Source organism: uncultured Nitrospira sp. (genome assembly GCA_902500695.1).
In the GTDB taxonomy this organism is placed as follows: Bacteria; Nitrospirota; Nitrospiria; order Nitrospirales; family UBA8639; genus Nitrospira_E.
In genome coordinates this window covers 1-1,509 of the sequence record CABVRQ010000115.1, presented here as the reverse complement: position 1 = coordinate 1,509, position 1,509 = coordinate 1, and the positions used below count along the sequence as shown (strand labels likewise).

Annotated in this window: 1 protein-coding gene; it reads right to left on the bottom strand. The window is 51.0% G+C overall.

Annotation, left to right across the window (positions count from 1 at the left end):
- Positions 1 to 4: 4 nt before the first annotated feature.
- A complete protein-coding gene (locus AAH187_RS17940; RefSeq protein WP_342349858.1) occupies positions 5 to 1,141 on the bottom strand; it encodes a hypothetical protein in 1,137 nt (378 codons plus the stop codon).
- Between the last annotated feature and the right edge of the window lie 368 nt (positions 1,142 to 1,509).

Below are 1,509 nucleotides of genomic sequence, written 5' to 3'. Positions count from 1 at the left end.
CTTTTTAAGGAAACGGCGGGAACTCATCAAAAAACGGGTCAATATCCGGCTCCGGAATTCGATACCCCTTCAACCAAGCTTTAAGCTGCTTCACATCCCGAAACGCCAGCAAGTCGCGCTGAACGCGGGCAATCATGTCCTGGGCCGTTCGTATTTCCTGCTTGAGCAACCCGACCATGCGTTTGGGGGAAAGCGGCTCAAAGGGGGAAGCATCGAGCATCAGGCGGATTTCGCTTTCCCTGAAAAAGACCTCTTCTTCCAATTCGCGTAACTGATCGCTGAGGATTTTGTTGTAATGGTTGAGGCGGTCGGCATTGATATTGTTAAGTTGACTCTGGTCTATTTGCTCGACGGCGAGTTGCAGTTCCAGCAGTTTTAACAAGTCCTTCTTGCTGTAGGCGACGGTCACTTGCTGCATCAGCTCGGTTTTGCGTTCGCGCTCTGCCGGGTCAGGTTCGCGGTCGGGGTGCAAGGCGACGACCAGTTGGCGGTAAACGGCCTGGATGGATTTGCTGACGTTGGCGGCTTCTTCTGTATCCTTGGCTTCTTTGGCTAGTTGTTTGGCACTTTTCTTGGGCTGCGGACGTTTGGCTGTTTCCTGTTCAGCATGTTCGTGTTGTTGCTTGAACATTTTTGTCAAGCGTTCGGCAGTGCCTTCCGGGTCTTTGATGTCAATCTCAGCATCATCCAGAGAGACACCAAATTCTTGCTCAAACATCTCTTTCATCATTTCATGTGCCATGTCGTCGTTGGCCTGTTCCAGTGAGTCGAAATCGTCGGCGCTGTATTTATTGAAAATGGCTTTTAAATCGTCGCGCTGGTTGAGGGTGATGAGTTCCTCACAAGTTTCGGTGATCAGGTGGGTGAGTTTGTCTTGCTGACTGGCGGTGAATTTGTGGCTGGTGAATTGTTGATCGAGCAGCAATACCATGTCGGCTTGACGTTCGTGCAAGGTCTTGCGTAACGGCTCCAGTTTTGAGACAGCATCCTGGCTCCATTGCACATAGCTTTCCTGCCATTCCCGAAGCGCTGTTTTCTGCGCGTCGATCTTTTTGATCAGGGTGTTGAATTTTTTTTGCGCCGGGGAAAGTGGTGCTCGTGCGGTGGCGGTCTTGATGTGAACAACTTTGTGAGCAGCCATGGGGTCTTCCTGACAATGGTAGGCCCGGTAGTCTGGCATCAAATACGGCTTTGGGCCAGCAGGCGATCAAATAAAGCGCGGTTTTCTCGTGACAAATAGCCTTCCCGCCGCCACGCGATGCACAAGTCGGGAATAGGAATTTTAAATGGCCTTTTTGAGTGGACCGCAACGTACCAAAGAACCCGCGGAGGGTCAAACCCCAGCCCGTGCTGTCTGAAAGCCATGAGTTAACCCTTCGAGACAGGCCGGTTTTGCGCATTTTTCATGAATCAGGCCCAGCCTTTCGCTTCATGGTGGTGGGTTGAGTAGGGACGTGTTGAATAATTATTTTTCAAGGGCAAATAAGCCCACAGACAGGTTGAATGTCT